Source organism: Acidihalobacter yilgarnensis (assembly GCF_001753245.1).
Taxonomy (GTDB): Bacteria; Pseudomonadota; Gammaproteobacteria; order DSM-5130; family Acidihalobacteraceae; genus Acidihalobacter; species Acidihalobacter yilgarnensis.
Genome location: NZ_CP017415.1, coordinates 515,918 through 536,826, shown reverse-complemented (window position 1 = coordinate 536,826; position 20,909 = coordinate 515,918). Strand labels below are relative to the sequence as shown.

The following is a 20,909-nucleotide window of genomic DNA, read 5'->3' as shown; positions in this document are numbered from 1 at the left end:
GTGATATGCATCGTTCGTCGTTGAATCGACTCCCCATCAAACGGGTGTCGCATCGTCATTTCCAAGCTGCGCCGTCCATATCCGCCCAACCACCATCCGCATATCGGCAAACTCACCCGCCGGTACCACGGCAGGCGCCGCCTGTAGCGTCAGGGCATGCGTGCGGTCTCGGTAGGCCTTGTAGGCGTCCGTCAGCAGGATAGCGTCCGCGGGGTCCATAATTCCCATGTCGGCCAAGGCCTGCAAAAGGCGGATATTATCCGTGTAGCGGACCAGCGCCGGATAGGCATGCGCGTGCAAGAGCGCGTTATATTGCACCAGAAATTCGATATCCGCGATACCGCCAGGGTCCTTTTTCAGGTCGAATCGTGCCGAATCGCGGCTTCCCAAAGCCTGCCACATGCGCGCGCGCATCTCACGTACCTCTCGGCGCAGCGTTTCACCCGCCCGTTGCCGACACAGAATCTCCTCACGAATGGCTGAAAAACGCGCCGCCACCGACTCCGCACCGGCGATAAAACGCGCGCGCACCAAGGCCTGGTGCTCCCAGACCCAGGCCTCGCTCCGCTGGTACAAGTCGAAGGCATCAAGCGAGCTGACCAGCAGGCCAGAAGCGCCGCTGGGACGCAATCGCGTGTCGATTTCGTACAACGTACCGGCCGCGGTGTAGGTGGTCAGCAGGTGGATCACCCGTTGCGCCAGGCGGGCGAAATACACCGCGTTATCGATCGGCTTGTCGCCACGCGTGAGCTGCTCGCCGGCACCGGACTCGTAGAGGAACACCACGTCGAGGTCAGAGCCATAACCCAATTCGATGCCACCGAGCTTGCCATAGGCGACGACACCGAAACCCGCCTCTCGATCCTCACTGCTCTGCCACGGCAGGCCGTAGCGCGCCGAAAGCTGCGCACGCGCAGCGGCCAGCACGCGATCGAGTATCACCTCCGCGACCCAGGTGAGCTGATCGCTGACGCGCATCAGCGGTAGCGTGCCGGTGACATCCGCCGCTGCCACCTTGAGCACCTGCGCCGCCTTGAACTGGCGCAGCCGATCCATCAGCTGCTCCACATCATCGTCCGCCACTTCAATCAGTGCCGTCGCCAGCTCCCGCGCCAAACCCTCGCGATCCAACGGGGCATACAAGCTGCGTGGATCGAGCAGTTCGTCAAGCAGGAGCGGCATGCGCGCCAGCTGCTCGGCGATCCAAGGGCTGGCAGCGCACAAACGCACCAGCTGGGACAGGGCCAGCGGGCTTTCCACCAGCAAGGCAAGATAGACCGAACGCCCTGACATAGCCTGCATCAGTACGAGGGTACGCGCCAGCGTTTGTGCGGGCGCATCCTGGATCGCGGCTGCACGCACTAGCAGCGGCACGAGTTGGGCGAGCCGCTGGCGCGCAGTCTCGGTCAGGGTGCGCATGGCGGACCCCTTCGCAAGCGCGATCAGGTGTTCGGCCGCACCATCGGGATCGTCGTAGCCGACGGCGACAAGACCCGCTCTCAGACCGGTCGCATCACCTTCGCGCCAGGCACGGGCCAGTTGATCCCCCGAAGACGTATCTCCCACTTCCGCCTGGGGGGCTGCGAAAATCCGCTCGAAATGCCCATGTACGCCACGCATACGCTCGCCGAGCATGGCCTGAAAAACCGGCCAATCCGCACAACCCATGGCTCTGGCCAGTCGCAGACGCCCCAGCGGCTCATCCGGCAGGCGGTGGGTTTGTTGGTCGGCCTGCATCTGTAGGCGATTTTCCGCCTGGCGCAAAAACGCATACGCTTCCTGCAGCTCTCGCTCAGCCCAGTCTGGCAGCAGATCACGTGCCTTAAGACGCGAGAGCACCTCTCGGATACCGCGATGCTGCAAGCCCGGGTCGCGGCCCGCGCGAATCAGCTGGAAGGCCTGCCCGATGAATTCCACCTCTCGGATACCGCCAGGCGAACGCTTGAGGTCGACATATTCGCCGCGCTTGTGTGCCTCGCGGTTGATCATCTCTTTCATCTCGCGCAGCGACTCGAAGACGCCGTAATCGAGATAACGCCGGTAGACAAAGGGACGTAACGTCGCCAATAAGCGGTCGCCCGCCTTGCGGTCACCCGCGGCCACCCGCGCCTTGATCCAGGCATACCGTTCCCACTCGCGTCCGTGGGCCGCGTAGTAATGTTCCATCGCCGCGATATGCGTCACCAACGGCCCATCGTCGCCGAATGGACGCAGGCGCATGTCCACCCGCCAAACCTGACCATCAGCCGTTACCTCCGAAAGATAACGGATCAGGCGCTGAGCCAGACGCGTGAAATACGCCTGATGCTCGATGGGCTGCCGACCGTTCGTTTCGCCCGGTGCGGCGTAGGCAAAGATGAGATCCACGTCGGATGAAAAATTCAGCTCGCCGCCGCCGAGTTTGCCCAAGGCCAATACGATGAGGCGCTGACCATCATCAGGTCGGCCAAAGCGCGATTCGAGCGCGGTTTCGGCATAGATCAAGGCAGACTCGATCAGCGAGTCCGCCAGTTCGGACAAATCGTCCAGGATTTCGTCCAGGTTGGCCTGCCCGGCCAGGTCGCGCCAGGCGATGCGCACCATTTCTTCACGTCGGCATTGCCGGATCAGACGCATGAACGTCGTCTCGTCGGCGGCCGTCGACAGCGCATTCTGTACGCGGGCGCGCAGATGGCCCGCCGCCCCCTTCGTCGACAGGCGATCACCGTCGACCAAGCGGCGCAGCAGATCCTGCGACTGGATGCAGCCTTCGGCTACGAAGTCACTCAGCGCCCACACAAGCGGCAGGCTATCCGGCAATCCGGCCAGCATGTGTTCATCGCTGACATGACGCTCGCGATAACGCGCCCACTGGCGCGCAAATTGTGCTTGTAGCGGCTCCGGCAAAATCGCCACGGCATTGGGGAAAGGCAGCTCGGGTAACATCCTAGGAGACTACTGGGCACGCGTCGACGAGACAAGCGTCAAACGCCTTGAGAAGGCGCCGTCACGCCAGCCATACGCACAATCATTGCGCGCAAAAAGAAGCCCCGGCACAAGGCCGGGGCAACGGCGGTTATTACCGCACCGGAGAAAAATCGCTTAAATTATCCGTCGGCTCAGAACACCGCGGTCAATTCGAGGTCGATTCGATTGCCCATCGAGTTGGCGATCGCCTGCGCATTGTTGCGCTGCACCGCATTGGTGATCGCGCTCGCATGCGGCACATCCAGCTTCTGGATCGCGTAATTCAACGTCAAACGGGTGTTCTTGGTCAGGAAATACTGGGCACCCACCGTCCAAGTCTTGAAGTCGCGCTGCAGCGCCGCGTTGTTGGTCAGGCGATTGTATTGGTCGTAGCGCAGTTCAAGCTGCACGTTGTGTGTCACGTAATAACCACCCTGGACATAAGCTCCCCAAGCCTTGTTGTTACTACCCGGATAGATAGTCCACTGGGTCAGATTGTTATAGCCACCCAGTGCCTGCGGCTGCCCGGTATAGCCCGCAGCAGTGTTCGCGTCGTACTGGAACGGCGCGGGCGCGAGAATCCAGCCGCTGGCCTGCATGTAGCCTGCATGCATGATGTAACCACCCGCCTGACGCTGGTGACGGCCGTATTCGCCACCCACACCCCAGCGATTGAGCTTGTAGGTGCCGATCTGCTGGATCTTGCGCTGGCCGTTGTGGAACCACACCCAGACGCCGGCATCGTTGCGATATGGGCCCTTGCCGCTGAAGATGTAGCTGGCGCGGAGCATGCCGTAGGTATCCATGCCATTATTGTTGTTGGTGGCGGTAATCGGGCCACCGTTGCCCACCATGAAGGCATAGGCATATTCCCAGGGACCGCGATCGAACCAGTTGAATACCTTGAGGCCGATATCGCGATAGGAGCCGTAGCCCGTCACGTTGCTGCTGCTCGGGATGAACTGATAACCGCCGTTACCGGCCGAGGACACCGACACATTCGGGTTGATGAAACGCTCCAACGTGTTTTGCAACGAGGCCGTGCTGTAATTCACAAACGGCAGTGTATTGATACCGACGCGTGACTCCCAACTGCCCGGCACCTTCTGCAGGCCCAGCGAGAAACGCACGAGCTTGGGATCTGTGTTCCAAGTCACGAAGGCATCCGAAATCACCGGGTGCTGCCCGGCGAAATAGGTCATGCCGTTGTTGCCGAATTCGGTCAGAACGAAGTAATCGACCTTGTTGTCGAGCGGCGACAGGCTGCCGCGCACGCCGATACGTCCGCGTAGGAGATTGAAGCTGTTGGTGGAACTGAGATTCGGGCCAATCAGGTTGAAATTGGGTGCCACGCCATTGAAGGCCCGCACGGAGGCGGGTCCTTGTAGGCCGCTGACCGTGTTGCCGGTGGTAGTGGCGTAATCAGGCTGAACAAATCCCCACACCTTGGCCGGCGTGGAAACGCCTGGAGGCGAAGTATTATAAAGTTGAAGCCAGTTGGCCGCCTCGGCGGACTGGGCGGCCAAACCCATGGATGTGGCAATTGCTACAGCCAGTACGCTCTTGACGAAGACAGTCTTCGAAATATTTTTCATAGACAGTTCCCCTGCTCTCAGTTTTTTATGGATGGTAAGAATCCGAATCTCTGCGCTCGACCGTTCAAGGCTTGATCAGAATGTAGCCGTGCTGCACCAGGTCAACGATGCGCGCTGCGCCGGCCGGCACAAGCACCGCCTCGGGATTCAGCTTCGGCGTATAGCCGAGCTGCTTGCTGAAGTTCTCCAGCGTGTTATGGCAAGCGTCGAACTTGATGCCGTAGTTCTTGGCCATCGCCTCAACGCGCTTCCTGTTGACGTTGTCATTGAGCAACAAACGCAGGCCGGGACCGAAGGCCACGATTTCGAGGTCGACCTTGTCTGGACCGTAGTACTTGGCCAGATTGGCCGCGACGTTGAGCACCAGCGTCTGCTTCATCGGATTCGGATCGCTGATCTGCAGCACGATGTGATGGGTGGCGAAGGGCTTCTGATCGATCGGTGGCATCGCCATCTCGGCCGAGGCCGGACCTGCCGCCAAAAGACCTAGCGACACCAGCGCCAGAAGTGCTCTGGAAACGAATCGACTCATCATGGTTATCTCCCTCTGAATAGCGATGCTTGTCATTTATAGGCCCGCACGCCCGAAGCACGCGGGTGAGGAATTCCTCAATTAACCATGATGCTAGCTGCTTAACACTTATTCCACAATTTCTTCACAAAAAATAACAATTACAATTAATTTATTATATTTCAAGTACTTAAAAAAATAAAAAAATTACAAAAAACCACCAATGCAAATGAATTAAATTATTAAATAATTAATAATTGTTTTCTAATATTATTATTGTCGAACATTTCATCATCCGATAGTGCGCCTCACCCAGCCGCGACAATTGGCCGCCTCCCGCCGAACCGCCCATTGGAATAAGTTCGGTATACTGGGCGTCTTGTATCTGGAGTTAAGCCGAAACCTATGGAAACGCCAGGGATGTTTGATCTCATCAGCCTATCCGGACAGATCAAGAAGCGGATCGCCGAGGAACGGCCCCGCCTCTATCGCATGGCCTATGCCTGGTGTTGCGATCCATCGTTGGCCGACGATCTGGCTCAAGAGGCCATCTCCAAGGGCCTGCAGAAGGCTGGCCAACTGCGCGAGGCCGAACGCCTGCAAAGCTGGCTTTATGCGATCCTGCACAACTGCTGGCGCAGCCATCTACGCCGCCAGCGACCGGACCAGCCTCTGAACGAAGAGGCATTCCCCTGCGATGACACCCCCGAAACGATCAATCAGCGCCAACAGGTGGTTGACCGCGTGCGCGCCGCCATCAAGACGCTTCCGCTTGGGCAGCGCGAGGTCATCACTCTCGTCGACCTCAACGGCTTCGCCTATGCCGAAGTGGCGCGAATTTTGGATATACCGATTGGTACCGTTATGAGCAGACTCAGCCGCGCCCGTCAGGCGCTGTTGGTCGCGCTGGCGGACGTACAACAGCAACCCGAGACGTCCACACGTGCCTCACTGAGAAGGGTGAAGTGATGAATGCCGGATTTCGTGATGATCCTCGGCTGCACGCCTACATCGACAATGAACTCGATGTGGATGATCGCGCCGAATTACTCGAAGCCATGTATGAAGACGCCAACCTGCGTAACCAGGTCTGCGAGCTGCGCCGCGTCAAGGATCTGGTCCAGCAGGCCTACTTCGTTCCACCTCCGGCACCCCAGGCCAGCGCCAGCGGACGCGGATTCGGTCAGCGTCGCTCGCTGGCGGCCTGCTGCACGGTACTCGCATTGATGCTACTCAGCTTCGCCGGTGGGTGGCTGGTCCACTCACGCGAGGACGCCTCGCTAACGGATCACCTCGCCGCACTCGGCGCCATCCAGATCGATACCGGCGACGCGCTACCCGGGGAACCCCCTCGCGTACTCCTGCATGTCGCCACCGATAATCCACTCAAATTCGCGGGCACGTTGCAACAGGCCAGCTACCTATTGAACAAGGGTGGCAATCAGGGCATCGAGGTCGAAGTGGTGGCCAATGCCGGCGGCCTGAAGCTACTGGAGGCCAACGATAATTCGAACTACGCCGCGCGTATCCGGGCAATGATGCGCAAGTATCCCAATCTTCACTTCGTCGCCTGCGGCATCACCATGCACAATCTTGAGGCAGCCGGCGTACCGGTTGACCTGATTCGGCACGTGCGTGTCGCCCCCTCTGCCGTAGAAGAGGTGGTGCGACGACTGCGCCAAGGCTGGATGTACGTCAACATCTGACAGGGCCCGGGGTCAGAGTCAAAATTTGGGCGTGACAAAAAACCACGCACCCGTCTTCCTGCCTAGAGCGGCTCACCGGCACCCAGATAGGCGCGGAATACTTCCTTGTGGGTGCTATGCGCGTAAGCCTCATGACCACTGATCATGCCGGCATCTAGCAAACGGCGCAGATCCCCATCCATGGTCTGCATGCCCATCAGCGCCCCACTCTGCATCGCCGTCTCCAGCTGTCCAACCTTGCCATCGCGGATCAAGCTCGAAACCGCCGAGGTATTCACCAAAACTTCCGTCGCGGCGACCCGTCCTTGATCGTCGGCGCGGCGCAGAAGCTGCTGAGCGACCACCCCGCGCAACGAGGTCGACAGCATGATACGTACCTGCGATTGCTTACCGGCCGGGAATACGTTGATCAGGCGGTCAACCGTCAGATCGGCGCGACGGGTATGCAAAGTCCCGAGCACCAGGATCCCAGTTTCCGCAGCCGTCACTGCAAGTGCGATGGTTTCGTGATCGCGTAGTTCACCGACCAGAATCACATCGGGATCCTCGCGCAGCGCCGAACGCAGCGCCGCGGCAAAGCTGGGCGTATGCTCACCGATTTCGCGCTGGCTGATCAGGCTGCGCTTACGCTGATGCATGAATTCGATGGGGTCCTCGATGGTGAGGATGTGGCTGCGGCGCGTGGTGTTAATGAAATCGACCATGGCGGCAAGCGTGGTCGACTTGCCGGAACCGGTCTTGCCGGTGACCAAGACCAGTCCCTGTTTATGCTGACAAAGACTGCGCAGTACGGTCGGCAACTTCAGCGCCTCCAGAGACTGCGGAGCCTGTGGAATAGCGCGCATGACCAGCCCAAGGCCGCCCAGATGCCGAAAGAGATTGACGCGAAAACGGGCCGTATCCCCCATCTGATAGGCGAAATCGACACCATCGTCACGTTCGAAGCGCGCGCGCGCCTGCTCGCCGAGCAATTCACCCGCCATGGTCTCGACTTCATCGCTCGCCAGCGGGCTGTCGGCCACCATCTCAAGCTGGCCATCCAGACGCATTCTCGGACATTGGCTCGCGATCAGGTGCATATCGGAGCCGCCGCGCTCGAGTAACTCGCTCAGCCAGCGGTCGACGCGGCTCACATCCCCCCTCCCGCCAGGCCGACTCGCGGTAGCAACGAGGCATCGGTCACAAATCGTTGGAAGGCCTTCTTGTCCTGCGCGTAGAGATAGGCATCGTCCGGATCGATCAATTTGCGTTGAATACCATCGAGCAAGGCCTGATCGAGGAGCTGCATGCCTGCCTCACGTCCAGTCTGCATGACGGACGGAATCTGATGGGTTTTGTCGCTGAGCAACATCTGTCCGACGGCGGGTGTCATGGCCAGTGATTCCACCACCACGCGGCGACCGCCACCCTCTGCCGAGCGCACCAATACTTGCGATATGACGCCCCGTAGATTGTTTGCGAGAAAACTCTTGCCCTGCTCGCGCTGCTCCATAGGCAAGGCATCGATGATACGGTCGATGGTCTTGACCGCTGTGGTGGTGTGTAGTGTCGCCAGCACGAGATGACCGGTTTCAGCCGCTACCATGGCCATCATGATCGATTCCGGATCGCGTAGCTCACCGACGAGAATCACGTCGGGGTCCTCGCGCAGGGCCGAGCGCAGTCCCTCGATAAATCCCGGCACATGGGTACCGATCTCGCGCTGTACGATTTGGGCCCGCCGGCTGGTATGAATGAACTCGATCGGATCCTCAAGCGTGATCACGTTGAGGGCATCCTGCCCATTGATCAGGTCGAGCATAGCCGCCAATGTGGTGGATTTTCCCGTTCCCGTAGAGCCGGTCACCAACACCATGCCCTGGCGATGTTCGGCCAAACGATTCACGACTGGGGGCAACCCCAGATCGTTTAGGCTGGGCACATGCGACGGGATATAGCGGAACGTGGCGCCGATACCGTTCACCTTGCGAAAGACGTTGGCGCGAAAGCGGCCCACACCCTCCGACATATATGAAAAATCCAGGTCCTCACCCAAACGGTATCGTGTCTTGAGGTTCTCGCTCAGAATTTCGAAGATGTACCCGAGCAATTCTCGATCGCCCAATTCCCTGAAGCGGATGGGCATGATTTCACCGTTCATCCGCAGCAGCGGTGGCGCCCCCACGGCCAGATGCACATCCGAACACCCTTGCTCTCGCCCGAGTTTCAGAAATGCATCAATACGTGCCATGCGGCCACCTCGCCGGCCTCACAGCCGATGATCGTGCATGAAGGGTTCCAGCGTGCGCCTGACTTCGGACATGCTGCGGAAACGCTTGTCCGGTTCAACGGCCATCATGCGCGTAACGAAGGCGCTGAGGGTACGAGAAATATCCGGGTTACGCTCGTGCAGGGGGGTGGCGCCACCCTGCACGTGTTGATACATCACCGCGACGTTGTCCTCGCCGCTATAAGGCGAGGCACCGGCAAGCATCTCGTACAGGATAACGCCGAGACTATAGACATCCGTACGGGCGTCTATGGATTTGCCGAGTACCTGCTCGGGCGCCATGTAGCGAGGCGTACCCACCAACAGGCCGGTACGCGTCAGGCGCGTATCGGCGCTATCCACTGCCGCAGCCACGCCAAAATCCACAATTTTCACCAGATTGTGTTCGTTGGTGAGAATATTGCCTGGCTTGAGGTCGCGATGGACGATACCGATGGCGTGGGCGGCAGTCATCCCGGCGGCCACTTCATGCGCGATATGCAGGCCACGCTCAAGACTCAGAGGCACATGTGCCTTAACCTCCGCGGACAGCGCCGTTGACGGGAAGTACTCCATGCTGATCACATACAGTCCACCCAGCATGAAAAAATCGTAAATGCGGATGACATTACGGTGTTCGATACGCTTGGCAAAATGGTGTTCGCGTTGAAAGCGTCGCACCATGTTGTCGTCCACCGCCATCTGGGGATGTAAAAATTTGAGTATGACCTCCTCGCCCCGGACCAAATCCTCGGCCAGCGTAACCGTCCCGAATGCGCCGCGCCCGATCCGGCGTATGTGACGATAGCGCTCCCCCAACAATTCCCCGGCACGCAGCAATTTGAGCTTGATCGGGGGACCGTCGATTACCGGCACCTCGGATTCAGATTCGTCCGCATCCGCCTCGTCGCCGGCCGGTATACGGGCATAGGACTCTGCCGCCGCGCCGGGTGCAGCAAAACGCTCGCCCAAGCGAGTCGCGCAGTCGCGCGCGAGGTCGCGCACTTCGTCCTCCGGTGCGGCGCGTGCAGCCTTGTCCAGCAGACCGTGGATCGCCGTGGCGCGCTCAGCATCGGCCAGTTCGACCAACACCAGCATCGCCTCGCTGCGCACCGACGGTTCCGGGCGATTGAGCAGTGCGGACACGACGCCGATCTGCTCCGGCCCACCCAGTCGCATCAATGCCCGCAGTACTGCGACTGCCGTCGCATCGTCTCGCTCCAACAACGGCAGCAACGCCGGAACAGCGGCCTTGTTACCCAATTTAGCCAGCGCATCCACGGCACGCTCGCGGACCCACCAGTCGGAATCAGCCAACGCATCGATCAAGTGCCGAAACGAAGCCTCGTCCTTGATCGAATTCATGATTTCCACAGCCGCACGGCGGATGAATTCATCCTCGTCGCGCAGTAGTAACACGACCGCCTGAATGACCCGGCTACCACCGATCCGGGCCAGCGCGTCCGCCGCGCGCGCGCGTACCCACCAGTCGTCGTCGCGGATGGCTCTGAGCAGCGTTTTGATCGAGGTGGTATCGCCGGTCTCGTTGAGAATTTCCACGCCCGCCCGCCGGACATACTCCGATTCGTCGCGTAGCACGTCGATCAGATACGTCAGTGTTTCCGGATCGTGCATCTGAATGATCGCGTCCACCGCCCGACCCTGGATGGAGAGGTCGCTGTCACGCAACAGCCGGAACAGCGTTTCGATATCCAATGCTCCGGGATGAGTGGCCAAAGCCTCAAGCGCGAGCTGTCGCACAGTCTTGCCCGGGTCGTCCAACAAATGGCGCAACGCCTCATGTGCCATGGGGTGATCGAAACGGCCCAATACCCGAGCCACACCCTGCCGTATCTGCAAATCCTTGGCATTGGCACGACTCACCAATTCAGGGATCAGCGATGGCTCCGCTATTTCCGAGAGCAATCGAAATGCAACATTGCGTTCACTGGGATCGAGGTAACTGATCTGGCGCAGTATGCCGGCCGCATCGAGCAATTTGCCCTGGGCCGAAAGTATGTCGAGCAAGGCCGCCTTGGGTACTGCGGGGTCAGCTAGAAAGTCCAGCAGATGATTGGGGTCGTAACCACGCCCCCCGCGCAGAATCTCCACCGCTGCCTGAGCCAAGCGTGGATCGCCTGCTGCCAGTACCCGATGGAAGTGCGGGAGGGTATCGTCGTCCAGAAGCCTCGTCAGTATTTGAACAAGCTGTGCCTTGTTGACGCCGTCCCCGGATGCCAGCAATCGGACCAAGCGGGGAATCGCCTCTCCTGCACACTCACGCAGCTTCTGCAGCGCCTGAACCCCCTCCACCGAGCTGGTCTGTTTAATGGCCAACATCTGGGCAATGCGGCGCTCGGTCCGAAAGTCACGAAACAGGCTCATATCACCATCGCCAATTCAATCTCTCGGGATGGCACGGACGATGTATGCCTTGTTGATCAACACCACCGTATCCTCTCCCAGAAAAACACGAATAAATCGTTCCATATGAACGTTGAGGTAATCCAACAAACGCCGGCGCTCCGGCGGTAGATTTTCTCGAATGTCGCCCACGAAGACCGAGCCATCCATCAACCCGAACTCGCCACGCAAAGTCACGTCCGTCGCCATTGCACACTCGGCCTGGGATTCGTATTCCATGCGCACCAGCGCATTCTTGTTGTAGAAGCGCAACTCGCCACCGTGACACTGACAGGCCAGAAAAGGTGTGTGCTGATTGAGCAGATCAATCGGCAGTTCCGCGGGCAACTCTCCCGGATGGGTAGCGACCAGATAGATACCCGCCAACACCTGTCCTTCGGGGTGAATCCACATCCGCACCTGCTTCAACGCCTTGGGGACTACCCAGGCATGCTCGGCCATGTCCGCTCCCTACAATACCGTTGAAATTATCGAGGCGCTGCGCCCCGGCGCCCTTAGGGGATTAAAGCTAACACGCGGGACAGGTCTATTACCATACAAACACTTAAGTGATCTTTCTGAAAAAAACCGCATGCGTCACCCGTCACTTCACCAAGCCGATTACCGTGGCCGCCGTCCGATAACGAATGCATATATCCCACCGTGGAGAATCCCCTCTCACCGGTTTTCGGTCACCACTTGCCCCGAGTCGCTGCCTGATGGTTCGCTTACCAATCGGCTTTAGGACCGGAAAACGGGATGCACATTGGCACCAAGGCACCACATGACTGCTTATTTCGCGGACAAAAAAAGAGCCCCGCTTTCGCGGGGCTCCAGAGTATCGGCGAAAAAGGCGCCGGGCTTACATCATGCCCATGCCACCCATGCCACCCATGCCACCCATGTCGCCGCCGGCCGGGGCGCCGTCATCCTTCTTCGGCAGCTCGGCAACCATCGCCTCGGTGGTAATGATCAACCCGGCCACGGAGGCCGCGTTCTGCAGCGCAGAGCGGGTGACCTTGGTCGGATCGAGGATACCCATCTCAACCATGTCGCCATACTCACCGGTGGCCGCGTTGTAGCCGTAGTTGCCCGTGCCTGCCCGAACGTTGTTCAGGATCACCGAAGGCTCTTCGCCAGCATTGGCGACGATCTGGCGCAACGGCTCTTCCAACGCACGACGGGCGATGCTGATGCCAGCATCCTGATCAGCATTCTCGCCCTTGAGCGAGACCAGGGCACTAAGCGCACGCACCAGCGCAGTACCACCGCCGGGCACAACGCCTTCTTCGACCGCCGCACGCGTGGCGTGCAGGGCGTCCTCGACGCGCGCCTTCTTTTCCTTCATTTCCATCTCGGTGGCGGCACCGACCTTGATCACGGCTACACCGCCAGCCAGCTTGGCCACACGCTCCTGCAACTTCTCGCGATCGTAGTCGGAAGAGGCTTCCTCGATCTGGGCACGGATCTGATCGACGCGCGCCTTGATTTCCTCGGAGCTGCCGACACCATCGATGATGGTCGTGTTTTCCTTGCTCACCTGGATTTTCTTGGCACGTCCCAGATCCTCCAGCGAGGCCTTCTCCAGAGACAGGCCGACCTCTTCGGAGATCACCTGACCGCCGGTGAGTACGGCGATGTCCTGCAGCATGGCCTTGCGACGATCACCGAACCCAGGCGCCTTGACTGCGGCAACCTTGACGATGCCGCGGATGCTGTTGACCACCAGGGTGGCCAGGGCTTCGCCCTCGACGTCTTCGGCGATAATCAGCAGCGGCTTGCCAGACTTGGCCACGCCTTCCAACACGGGCAGCAGCTCGCGGATGTTCGAGACCTTCTTGTCGTACAGCAGGATGAAGGGATCGTCCAGCTCGGCGGACATGCTCTGCTGATTGTTCACGAAGTAAGGCGACAGATAGCCGCGGTCGAACTGCATACCCTCAACCACGTCCAGATCGTTTTCGAGACCGGAACCTTCCTCGACGGTGATCACGCCTTCCTTACCGACCTTTTCCATGGCCTCGGCAATAATATTGCCGATGGAGGTGTCGGAGTTGGCGGAAATCGTGCCGACCTGCGCAATGGCCTTGTTATCGGTGCAGGGCTTGGAGAGATTCTTGAGCTCCTCCACGGTGGCCGCCACGGCCTTGTCGATGCCACGCTTGAGGTCCATTGGGTTCATGCCCGCAGTCACCGACTTCATGCCCTCGCGGACGATCGCCTGGGCCAGAACGGTCGCGGTCGTGGTGCCGTCACCGGCGATATCGGAGGTCTGCGAAGAGACTTCCTTCACCATCTGCGCGCCCATATTTTCGAACTTGTCCTCAAGCTCGATTTCCTTCGCGACGGAAACGCCGTCCTTGGTCACGGTCGGGGCGCCGAAGGAACGTTCCAGCACCACGTTGCGGCCCTTAGGACCTAAGGTCACCTTGACCGCATTGGCCAGGATGTTGACGCCACGCACCATGCGGGAGCGGGCCTCGTCGGAAAATTTAACTTCCTTTGCACTCATTGCCAGTACCTCTGTCTTGATTCAGGTTATCGAATTCGGTAAAGACGGATCAGCCTTCGACGACCGCGACGATATCTTCCTCGCGCATGACGAGCAGCTCTTCGCCGTCGATCTTGATCTCGGTGCCGGCGTATTTGCCGAACAGCACCTTGTCACCGACCTTGACGTCCAGCGGGCGCACTTCGCCATTCTCAAGAATCTTGCCCTTGCCTGCGGCCAGAACTTCACCGCGAACAGGTTTTTCGGTGGCCGAATCAGGGATCACGATGCCACCGGGGCTGGTGCGCTCTTCTTCCATACGCTTGATGACCACACGATCATGCAAGGGGCGAATGTTCATGTGCTACGACTCCTTATATTCAGATTGAAACCACAGTGAAGCTTGGTGGTGGATATTTAGCACTCCACGAAGGAGAGTGCTAATAATAGTGGCGGCCAACGTAAAATCAAGGCCTCGCATCGACCTTCATTCAACGGTCATCATCAGGCGGCAGATGCCGATACTCGGCATCGTAGACCCGCCCTCTGTCCGGGCCACCGCCCCCGGCAGAGACCTTCATCTCGACACGTACGCGCCGCAACCAGAAGGCAATGATCGCCCGTCTAAGGGGAGGAAGCAGACAGAGAAGTCCGATGACGTCGGTAATCAGCCCGGGCACCAGCAATAACACCGACCCGACGAGGATGACCACGCCCTCCATCATTTCCTGCGCAGGCACCTCACCACGAGCCATGCTTTGCTGCATACGGCGGTAATTGCTCAGTCCCTGTCGACGCAGCAAAAACGCGCCGAGCAACGCCGTTCCCACCACCAACGCCACCGTCGGCAAGGCGCCGATGAGGGTACCCACCTTGATCAACAGGTAGAGCTCCAATAAAGGCAGCCCGATCAGGATGAGTGCGAAAAGCGGGAAAATGCGCATAGGCTCGAACATGAGGAGACGGCGACACCGCCTCTGGCGGGTGGAATGAAAGCATTGGGGCGGCCACCGGGCATTTCAATGCAGGTGCATTGAAATATTCAGACCGCCGGAAGCGTCTATAAGCTTATAGAGCGACCATATCCGGCACCAGGGCAGATCGAACAACACCGCCGGCTACAAGGAGAACGACCATGAAACCATTGCGCATGCTCGGCCAGGCGCTGCTTGCCGGCCTGCTGCTCGTCACCGTCGGCGTCCAGGCCGCGGAGCCGCGGGATCCAGGAAAATTTTTCTTTCAAGAAAGCTTCGGCAACTTCAAGGATGAACTTGCCACGGCACGACAAGAAGGCAAGCAGGGCGTCCTGATCTTCTTCGAGCAGGCTGAATGCCCCTTTTGCCATCGTATGAAAACGACCGTTCTGAACCAGCCCGAGATCCAAGATTATTACCGCAAGCATTTTCTGATCTTCACGGTCGATATCCAAGGTAGCTTGCCGGTCGCGGATTTCCAGGGGCGCGAGACGACCCAGAAGGATTTCGCCTTCAAAGAATTTCAAGTACGAGCGACCCCCGTTATTGCCTTCTTCAATCTCGATGGCAAACTGATTACGCGCTATACCGGCGCCACCTCGGACGCACAAGAATTCATGTGGCTGGGACATTACGTCGTGGAGGGCCACTATAAGGACACGCCGTTCATCCGCTACAAGCGCGAAATGCGCCGCAAGGCGTCCAGTTAAGCCTTGATGCGCACCTATCCGCCCACGCCAGCCGCACATGCGACGATCTGGCTTGCCCTCTCGCTACTGCCGACGCTAACCGCCCAGGCTGAGCCTGCGTTGCCGACCCCCCTGAGCCTGGAGGTGGCTTGGTCTCTCGCTTCCGCGGCCCACCCCGACCGCGCAATGGAGCAGGCCGCGTATGCGCGCGCGCAGGCCGAGGTCCGCCGCGCGCACGCGGCGTCCAATCCACGGCTCGACGCACGGCTCGATGCGCGCTATATCAATCCGCCGCCGAACAGCCCCTATCCAGAGCACAACGATTCCAATGCCGCGCTGATCCTGAGTCAGCCGATCTATGACTTCGGACGCACTCGATCGCGCGCGCAAGCCGCTGAAGCCGACGTCGAAGCCGCTTTCCATGTCAAAGCCGAGGCCGTCGCACGCCAGCGGCTGGAAATCATGCGCCGCTTCTTCGACGTGCTGCTCGCCGACCAGCACTTCGCCGAGGCCAACGAAGCCATGGCCGTCGCTTATGTGAATTTCGATCGCGCGCGTGATCGCAATAAGCTCGGCCAACTCTCCGATATCGAACTGCTCGCCCGCGAAGAAGCCTATCAGGCATCGCGCAGCCGGCGGCATGCCGACGAGGCGGCACAACGCGCCACTCGCGCGTTGCTGGCCGGAGCCATCGGCACGCCCGACGTACTACCTGAACAATTGCTCCCGCCCAAGCTAGAGGGCATCAACCGCAAACCGCCCGACTATGACGTATTGCTAATGCAGGCCATGCGTCAAAATCCAGCCCTGATCGCCTTACGGGCCCGCGTCAAGCATGCCCTCGCAACGCTTGCCGAGCGCCGGGCCGAAGGTAACCCGCGGCTCGGTCTCGAGCTACGCGCCACACGATACGCGCGCGACTTTGGCACCCGAGACCCCTTCAGTGCCGGGCTCGTACTCGAGGTGCCGCTGTACAGCGGCGACCGCGTCGATGCCGACAGCGCCCTCGCCAATGCCGAGGTCGCTCGCACGCAGGCGATGCTCGGACGATACGAATATCGCCTGCGCCAGGCGGTGCTCGAAACCTGGCAGCGCCTGCTTACCTTGGACGCACAAGCGCAAGCATTGGCGGTGCAGACCGACTACCGCGATCTGTATCTTGACCGCAGTCGCGCACTCTACGACCTACAACTCAAGACCGACCTCGGGGACGCCATGGTGCAACAGAGCGCCACCCGCACGCGCGCGTTGGCCAACCGTTACCAGCGTGCGCTTGCCTGGGAAACCCTCGCCCTCCTGACCGGCGATGCGGGCCTGGAGCCGACCGATCGGACGGAGCACAAGCCATGACGACCCTCACGCGATTCGCCGCGACCCGTTCCGCCTGCCTGGCAATCGCACTGGGTGGGCTGGCCGCCATACCCGCCTCGGCGGCCGAAGTGGCCGCCGTGCTCGGCTATGCCGCGCCACTGACTCTGAGCACGCCCGCCTCCGGTATCGTCACGCAAGTCGCCGTCCATCCGGGCCAGTCGGTCAGGCGCGGCGAAGTGCTGATTCGCCTGGATGATCGGGCAATGCGCGCGCGCGTCAAGGGTATCGAAGCCGAAACCCGCAAGCTCGGGCTAACGCGCGACGAAGCCCGGCGCGAGTATCAGCGCGCCCGAACGCTGTACGAAAAGACCGTGATCTCGGCGCACGACCTCAAGCTGGCGGAAATCGCCGCCGCATCCGCGGAGGCCGATCTCACCATTGCCCAAAGCCGCCTCACCGAAGCCCGGGTCGACCTGGCGCACGCGACCGTACGCGCACCGATCGACGGGCGCATCACCCGCGTGATGGTCGCTACCGGCGAAACCGTGCAAAACGCCTTGCGTGCCACGCCGATGCTCGAGTTGGCCGACCCGCGGCAATGGGTCGCACGCGCACGCCTGAGCCCCGCGCAAATCTCTACGCTGCGCCTCGACCAACCGCTTGTAATCCGCGCCTCCGGGGTCCATTACACGGGTACGTTAGTCTCGCTCGAACCATCGGCAAGCGCTCCACATGCACCCATCGACAGCGAAGTGGTGGTACGCTTCGCGCCGAACCCGACCGCAAAGCTGCTACCGGGCGGCGCGGCGCTTATCGACATCCCGGGAGACGGCCGCCGTGAATGACCCCCTGCTGGTGCTGACCACCCACCCCGAGATCGAAGGCGCCGAGCGCCTGGCCGCCAAACTGGTGCGCGAGGGACTCGCCGCCTGCGTCAACGTGTTGCCGGCCATGCACTCGTTTTACGTCTGGGAAGGACGCGAAACCAGCGGCACCGAGCACCTGCTCGTCATCAAGACCCAGGACGCGCGCTACCCACAGGTGGAGGCCGCCATCCTCGACGCCCACCCCTACGAACTACCCGAGATTATCGCCACTCCCATCAGCCGCGGCCTGCCCGGCTACCTCAACTGGATCGAGTCACGTACATCATGATGAAACGCCTCCTGCCGATTCTGCTCGCCCTCGTCCTACTGCCGGCCACCGCGCTGGCCGAACAGGATGCCGCCGGCAACGTACTCCCGCCGGAACAGGCCTTTCCGGCAAGTGCCACGGCGTTGTCTGCGGACAGCGTCGCCATTCGCTGGAACACTGTCCCTGGGCATTATCTGTATCGCGACAAATTCAGCTTCAAGAGCGACACGCCCGGCATCACGCTGGGCACGCCGCGCATTCCGGCCGGCAAGGTCAAACTCGACGAAACCTTCGGCAAGGTTGAGGTATTTACCCATCCCGTCACCGTACGCCTGCCGATCACACGTGACGCCGGCGCGCCCGATACCCTGACGCTGGAAGCGACCGCACAAGGCTGCGCCGACAAGAGCGTGTGCTATCCGCCGTTCACCCAGACCCTCAAGATTGCCCTCCCTGCCGCCGCCACTGCTGGGGACAGCGGCAAGGGTGGACTTGCAGCGCTGACCGCCAACCTCAACAACGAGGCTCAGGGCCAGTTCCTGCAGCCCGATCAGGCCTTCAAGTTCTCGCTGCAAACCGGCGCCAACGGTAATCTCATCGCCCATTGGGACGTCGCACCGGGCTATCACCTCTACCGTGACCAGATCAAATTCACCCTCGAACAGGGCAAGGGTCTGAGTCTCGGCAAGTTCGAACTGCCACCAGGCAAAACCGTAGACGACCCAATCCTCGGTAGACAAGTCGTCTACGAGCACCCCTTCGACGTACGCCTGCCGATCACACTCGCTCAGGGCGCAGCTGACGCCGGCGTACTCAAGGTCCGCTACCAAGGCTGCGCCGACAAGGGCATCTGCTACGCGCCGATCACCAAGTCTGTCGGCTTCAGCCTCCAGCCGGGCAGCGGCGCGACGACCTCCGACGCCAGCGCATCAACCACGACCGATGCGTCGGCGCCGCTGGCCGCCGGGCAGGGTACGTCTGCTAGCAACGAGCAGGACCGACTGGCCAACTTCCTGCTGCACAAGCCACTGTGGATGAGCCTCGGGCTATTCTTTCTACTCGGCCTGGGCCTAGCCTTCACTCCCTGCATCTTCCCTCTGTTTCCGATCCTGTCGGGGATCATCGTCGGCCAGCGCGAGACCCCGAGTCCCAGCCGCACCTTCATGCTGTCACTGGTATATGTCCTCGCCATGGCGCTGACCTACACGGTCGCCGGCGTAGTCGTAGGTCTGACCGGCGCCGGCATCCAGGTCTGGTTCCAGAACCCCTGGGTGCTATCGGCCTTCGCCGCGGTCTTCGTGCTGCTCTCGCTGTCGATGTTCGGTTTCTACGACCTGCAGATGCCGAATTTCATCCAGAGTCGGGTCACCGAAATCAGCAACCGCCAACAAGGCGGCTCGCTGATCGGTGTCGGTGTGATGGGCTTTCTCTCTGCGCTCATCGTGGGCCCCTGCGTCACCGCGCCACTGGTCGCCACTCTCATTGTGATCGCCAACACCGGTGACGCCGTGCTCGGCGGCTTGAGCCTGTTCGCGCTGAGCATGGGCATGGGCCTGCCGTTGCTAATCGTGTGCACGGCCTGCGGGCGCTTCTTACCCAAGGCCGGCCCCTGGATGGATGGAATCAAAGGCGCCTTCGGCGTACTGATGCTGGGCGTCGCCATCTGGATGCTCTCGCGCTTCCTGCCCGACTGGGCGACCGCGCTACTGACCGGCCTGCTGCTGATGGCGGCCAGCGTCTACCTGGGCGCATTCGACCCCGTACGCACGGGTGTCTCCGGCTGGCACAAGCTGTGGAAGGCCTTGGGTGTCGTGCTCGCACTCTGGGGCGCTCTGGTCTTCGTCGGCCTCGCGGCCGGCGGCGGCAGCATACTCACGCCCCTCCAAGGCCTGTCCACGAGCGGCGTAGGTAGCGGTCAGCCCGCCACCGAGACCCACAGCCTCGCCTTCAAGCGCATCAAGACCGTCGCCGACCTCAACCGCGCCCTGGCTGCCGCCAAGGGTAAACCCGTCATGCTCGACTTCTATGCGGACTGGTGCGTGTCCTGCAAGGAACTTGAAGCCTATACCTTCACGAACCCGCAAGTGCAGAAAGCACTGTCGGGCTTCGTGCTGCTACAGGCCGACGTCACCGCCAACGACGACGCCGACAAAGCCCTGCTCAAGCACTTCAGATTATTCGGCCCCCCTGGCATCATCTTCTTCGATGCCCAAGGTCATGAGATGCGTCAATTGCAGGTCGTCGGCTACATGCCACCCGACAGCTTCGTCAAGCACGTCGAACAGGCAGCCGGCGGCTAAGACGCGGGGAACACCTTCCAAGCCGTCCGCTCGGCGGCAAAACACTCGCGAACGTCGGCTATTTTGCGGCGAACTGGACAGTTCATGACGAATTCGGCACAATCTTTGGCTAATCAAGCCGTACGTGCCAGCATCGCCGCACATGTCACGATTACTACTCATTAACGGCCCGAACCTGAACCTGCTCGGAACGCGCGAGCCCGGTGTCTACGGTCACACAGACCTTGACGCCATCGTGAACGCCGCCACCCAGCAAGCGATGGCGCTAGGGCATGAGCTCGCCCATTTTCAGTCGAATCACGAGGGCGGGCTGGTCGAGCGCATCCATCAGGCCGCGAAGGAGCACGTGGACTTTATCGTGATCAACCCGGCGGCCTACACGCATACCAGTGTCGCGCTACGCGACGCCCTGCTCGCGACCGGCATCCCGTTCATCGAAATTCATCTGTCCAACGTCCATGCGCGCGAACCGTTCCGCCACCACTCTTACCTCTCGGACATCGCCCAAGGCGTCATCAGCGGTTTCGGTGCGCTCGGCTATCGCCTAGCAATAGAAGCGGCGACCGACGCGCTCGGACAACCACGCAAACGATAAGGCCTC

18 protein-coding genes are annotated in these 20,909 nt (G+C 60.6%); 8 read left to right on the top strand and 10 right to left on the bottom strand.

The window, feature by feature from the left end; genetic code table 11:
* Positions 1-36 precede the first annotated feature (36 nt).
* The 3 genes from glnE to BI364_RS02620 all read right to left on the bottom strand — a co-directional run bounded on the left by glnE (position 37) and on the right by BI364_RS02620 (position 5,076).
* On the bottom strand, positions 37-2,925 hold the full coding sequence (gene glnE / locus BI364_RS02630; protein WP_070077435.1) for a bifunctional [glutamate--ammonia ligase]-adenylyl-L-tyrosine phosphorylase/[glutamate--ammonia-ligase] adenylyltransferase: 2,889 nt from the start codon (positions 2,923-2,925) through the stop codon (positions 37-39).
* Positions 2,926-3,098: 173 nt separating this feature from the next.
* On the bottom strand, positions 3,099-4,541 hold the full coding sequence (locus BI364_RS02625; protein ID WP_070077434.1) for a porin family protein: 1,443 nt from the start codon (positions 4,539-4,541) through the stop codon (positions 3,099-3,101).
* Between the two features lie 64 nt (positions 4,542-4,605).
* Positions 4,606-5,076: a DsrE family protein gene (locus BI364_RS02620; RefSeq protein WP_083251112.1), complete on the bottom strand. Its 471-nt coding sequence runs from the start codon at positions 5,074-5,076 to the stop codon at positions 4,606-4,608.
* A gap of 396 nt (positions 5,077-5,472) precedes the next feature.
* Between BI364_RS02620 and BI364_RS02615 the strand changes: the two genes are divergently transcribed.
* Both BI364_RS02615 and BI364_RS02610 read left to right on the top strand, forming a co-directional pair.
* Complete coding sequence (locus BI364_RS02615) at positions 5,473-6,021, top strand: RNA polymerase sigma factor (RefSeq protein ID WP_070077433.1); 549 nt, start codon at positions 5,473-5,475, stop codon at positions 6,019-6,021.
* A complete protein-coding gene (locus BI364_RS02610; protein WP_156782597.1) occupies positions 6,021-6,758 on the top strand; it encodes a hypothetical protein in 738 nt (245 codons plus the stop codon). Before BI364_RS02615 ends, BI364_RS02610 begins: the two co-directional genes overlap by 1 nt.
* Positions 6,759-6,820: 62 nt before the next feature.
* Here BI364_RS02610 and BI364_RS02605 read toward each other — a convergent pair whose 3' ends face one another.
* The 7 genes from BI364_RS02605 to BI364_RS02575 form a co-directional block, all read right to left on the bottom strand.
* Positions 6,821-7,891, bottom strand: a complete 1,071-nt coding sequence (locus tag BI364_RS02605; protein ID WP_070077431.1) for a type IV pilus twitching motility protein PilT — start codon at positions 7,889-7,891, stop codon at positions 6,821-6,823.
* Complete coding sequence (locus tag BI364_RS02600; RefSeq protein WP_070077430.1) at positions 7,888-8,988, bottom strand: type IV pilus twitching motility protein PilT; 1,101 nt, start codon at positions 8,986-8,988, stop codon at positions 7,888-7,890. Before BI364_RS02600 ends, BI364_RS02605 begins: the two co-directional genes overlap by 4 nt.
* 18 nt (positions 8,989-9,006) lie before the next feature.
* Positions 9,007-11,391, bottom strand: a complete 2,385-nt coding sequence (locus tag BI364_RS02595; RefSeq protein WP_070077429.1) for a HEAT repeat domain-containing protein — start codon at positions 11,389-11,391, stop codon at positions 9,007-9,009.
* 15 nt (positions 11,392-11,406) lie between these two features.
* Positions 11,407-11,871: a hypothetical protein gene (locus tag BI364_RS02590; RefSeq protein WP_070077428.1), complete on the bottom strand. Its 465-nt coding sequence runs from the start codon at positions 11,869-11,871 to the stop codon at positions 11,407-11,409.
* Between the two features lie 400 nt (positions 11,872-12,271).
* On the bottom strand, positions 12,272-13,921 hold the full coding sequence (gene groL / locus BI364_RS02585; protein ID WP_070077427.1) for a chaperonin GroEL: 1,650 nt from the start codon (positions 13,919-13,921) through the stop codon (positions 12,272-12,274).
* 49 nt (positions 13,922-13,970) lie between these two features.
* A complete protein-coding gene (groES, locus tag BI364_RS02580) occupies positions 13,971-14,261 on the bottom strand; it encodes a co-chaperone GroES (RefSeq protein ID WP_070077426.1) in 291 nt (96 codons plus the stop codon).
* Positions 14,262-14,391: 130 nt separating this feature from the next.
* Positions 14,392-14,856 carry an FxsA family protein gene (locus BI364_RS02575; protein ID WP_233279568.1) on the bottom strand — a complete coding sequence of 155 codons (465 nt, stop codon included), beginning with the start codon at positions 14,854-14,856 and terminating at the stop codon, positions 14,392-14,394.
* Positions 14,857-15,035: 179 nt separating this feature from the next.
* Here BI364_RS02575 and BI364_RS02570 point away from each other — a divergent pair, with 179 nt between their 5' ends.
* The 6 genes from BI364_RS02570 (at position 15,036) to aroQ (ending at position 20,903) form a co-directional block, all read left to right on the top strand.
* A complete protein-coding gene (locus BI364_RS02570) occupies positions 15,036-15,584 on the top strand; it encodes a thioredoxin family protein (RefSeq protein WP_070077425.1) in 549 nt (182 codons plus the stop codon).
* Between the two features lie 6 nt (positions 15,585-15,590).
* Positions 15,591-16,913 carry a TolC family protein gene (locus tag BI364_RS02565; RefSeq protein WP_070077424.1) on the top strand — a complete coding sequence of 441 codons (1,323 nt, stop codon included), beginning with the start codon at positions 15,591-15,593 and terminating at the stop codon, positions 16,911-16,913.
* Entirely contained in the window at positions 16,910-17,719 is an 810-nt protein-coding gene (locus BI364_RS02560; protein ID WP_070077423.1) for an efflux RND transporter periplasmic adaptor subunit, read from the top strand. Before BI364_RS02565 ends, BI364_RS02560 begins: the two co-directional genes overlap by 4 nt.
* Positions 17,712-18,029 carry a divalent-cation tolerance protein CutA gene (cutA, locus tag BI364_RS02555; RefSeq protein ID WP_070077422.1) on the top strand — a complete coding sequence of 106 codons (318 nt, stop codon included), beginning with the start codon at positions 17,712-17,714 and terminating at the stop codon, positions 18,027-18,029. Before BI364_RS02560 ends, cutA begins: the two co-directional genes overlap by 8 nt.
* On the top strand, positions 18,026-20,308 hold the full coding sequence (gene dsbD / locus BI364_RS02550) for a protein-disulfide reductase DsbD (protein WP_083251110.1): 2,283 nt from the start codon (positions 18,026-18,028) through the stop codon (positions 20,306-20,308). Before cutA ends, dsbD begins: the two co-directional genes overlap by 4 nt.
* A 142-nt stretch (positions 20,309-20,450) precedes the next feature.
* On the top strand, positions 20,451-20,903 hold the full coding sequence (gene aroQ / locus BI364_RS02545; RefSeq protein WP_070077420.1) for a type II 3-dehydroquinate dehydratase: 453 nt from the start codon (positions 20,451-20,453) through the stop codon (positions 20,901-20,903).
* Positions 20,904-20,909 lie beyond the last annotated feature (6 nt).

Bases quoted from the DNA above. Each gene is read 5' to 3' on its own strand.
- glnE (WP_070077435.1), bottom strand. From the start codon at position 2,925: ATGTTACCCGAGCTGCCTTTCCCCAATGCCGTGGCGATTTTGCCGGAG.
- BI364_RS02625 (WP_070077434.1), bottom strand. From the start codon at position 4,541: ATGAAAAATATTTCGAAGACTGTCTTCGTCAAGAGCGTACTGGCTGTA.
- BI364_RS02620 (WP_083251112.1), bottom strand. From the start codon at position 5,076: ATGATGAGTCGATTCGTTTCCAGAGCACTTCTGGCGCTGGTGTCGCTA.
- BI364_RS02615 (WP_070077433.1), top strand. From the start codon at position 5,473: ATGTTTGATCTCATCAGCCTATCCGGACAGATCAAGAAGCGGATCGCC.
- BI364_RS02610 (WP_156782597.1), top strand. From the start codon at position 6,021: ATGAATGCCGGATTTCGTGATGATCCTCGGCTGCACGCCTACATCGAC.
- BI364_RS02600 (WP_070077430.1), bottom strand. From the start codon at position 8,988: ATGGCACGTATTGATGCATTTCTGAAACTCGGGCGAGAGCAAGGGTGT.
- BI364_RS02595 (WP_070077429.1), bottom strand. From the start codon at position 11,391: ATGAGCCTGTTTCGTGACTTTCGGACCGAGCGCCGCATTGCCCAGATG.
- BI364_RS02590 (WP_070077428.1), bottom strand. From the start codon at position 11,871: ATGGCCGAGCATGCCTGGGTAGTCCCCAAGGCGTTGAAGCAGGTGCGG.
- groL (WP_070077427.1), bottom strand. From the start codon at position 13,921: ATGAGTGCAAAGGAAGTTAAATTTTCCGACGAGGCCCGCTCCCGCATG.
- groES (WP_070077426.1), bottom strand. From the start codon at position 14,261: ATGAACATTCGCCCCTTGCATGATCGTGTGGTCATCAAGCGTATGGAA.
- BI364_RS02575 (WP_233279568.1), bottom strand. From the start codon at position 14,856: ATGTTCGAGCCTATGCGCATTTTCCCGCTTTTCGCACTCATCCTGATC.
- BI364_RS02570 (WP_070077425.1), top strand. From the start codon at position 15,036: ATGAAACCATTGCGCATGCTCGGCCAGGCGCTGCTTGCCGGCCTGCTG.
- BI364_RS02565 (WP_070077424.1), top strand. From the start codon at position 15,591: ATGCGCACCTATCCGCCCACGCCAGCCGCACATGCGACGATCTGGCTT.
- BI364_RS02560 (WP_070077423.1), top strand. From the start codon at position 16,910: ATGACGACCCTCACGCGATTCGCCGCGACCCGTTCCGCCTGCCTGGCA.
- dsbD (WP_083251110.1), top strand. From the start codon at position 18,026: ATGATGAAACGCCTCCTGCCGATTCTGCTCGCCCTCGTCCTACTGCCG.
- aroQ (WP_070077420.1), top strand. From the start codon at position 20,451: ATGTCACGATTACTACTCATTAACGGCCCGAACCTGAACCTGCTCGGA.